The sequence below is a fragment of the Caballeronia choica genome (assembly GCF_001544535.1).
GTDB classification, from domain to species: Bacteria; Pseudomonadota; Gammaproteobacteria; order Burkholderiales; family Burkholderiaceae; genus Caballeronia; species Caballeronia choica.
In genome coordinates this window covers 1-1,237 of record NZ_FCON02000478.1, presented here as the reverse complement: position 1 = coordinate 1,237, position 1,237 = coordinate 1, and the positions used below count along the sequence as shown (strand labels likewise).

The 1,237-nt window shown below is 59.1% G+C and carries 2 protein-coding genes; both read left to right on the top strand.

The window, feature by feature from the left end:
* Nucleotides 1–573, top strand: a 573-nt coding sequence (locus AWB68_RS45135) for a universal stress protein (protein ID WP_235028886.1), incomplete at its 5' end; no start/stop codon positions are given.
* Between the two features lie 158 nt (nt 574–731).
* The coding region (locus tag AWB68_RS45130) for a pyridoxal-phosphate dependent enzyme (RefSeq protein ID WP_125483313.1) at nt 732–1,237 on the top strand (506 nt) is incomplete at its 3' end.

The window sequence follows — 1,237 nt, the reverse complement described above, 5'->3', positions numbered from 1 at the left end:
GGTCGCTGGGAATGTCGAATTGCAGGAGGCGTGATGGCCACTTATCGCCGGATTTTATTGTGTTACAACGCTACTCGTGAAGGACGTTGCGCGTTGCGGCTTGGCGCCGCACTCGCACACCAGCTTGGCGCCGAAACCCACCTCCTTGCCGTGCTCGACGATGCTGCGTGGATGCGAGGCTTTGAAATTGTCCCCGCCGTGCCCTTCAATCTGGAAGAACAGTCCGCCAAAGAGATCTTGCAAGAAGGAGTGAACAAGCTCGCGGAGCTCGGCGTAGTCGCGGTCGGCCACCTCGCAATCGGAAACCCAATGAATCAAATACCGGCGTTTGCTCAAGCGCTGAAAATTGACCTCATCGTGGTTGGTCACCATCGGAGCGGCCTTCTCGCCCGTTGGTGGACCGGTCAAGATGATGGTCGTTTGCTGGATCGGGTTTCATGCAGCGTACTTGTTGCGATGGATGTGGCGAACCCCGACGACGCCTGGACAGCGGAAGAGCAGGGCGCCTCAGTGCGTGACCTAACAGATGGCTCGACGGCGCCGCGGGTCGATGACCACTCTCCTGTCCACTGACCCGAGCGCACCGAATCGCGAGAAGCGCAATGCGCCGCCCGTTCATTAGACTCGATCGAATTGCCTGAGGCGGCGCAGGCCAATTGCCTTCGGACGGGCGCGAGCGCATTCGCCTCCCACCTTGGCTCCGATTGTTCAAGCACTTTCATACACTGCACATGAGCTACCCGACCATCGCTGACACCATTGGGAAGACCTCCCTGGTTCAACTCGTCCGGCTTCCCGATGAATCAGTGCGGGAACGCAACAACGTCATTCTGGGGAAGTTGGAAGGCAACAACCCGGCAGGTTCGGTGAAGGATCGCGCTGCGCTGTCAATGATCACTGGCGCCGAGCGCCGTGGAGCAATACGTCCCGGTGAAATATTGATCGAGGCTACAAGCGGCAACACTGGGATCGCGCTCGCGATGGCGGCCGCCTTTCGTGGTTACAGAATGACGCTCATCATGCCGGAAGACGTGTCCGCCGAACGTTGCCAGAGCATGCGGGCATATGGCGCCGAATTGATTTTGACCCCCGCCCAGGGCGGCATGGAGTTCGCCCGCGATGCCGCGACTGAGATGGCGCGTGAAGGTCGAGGCGTGGTACTGGATCAATTTTCCAACCCGGATAATCCTCTTGCTCACTACGAAACAACCGGTCCCGAGATCTGGAACGACACAGA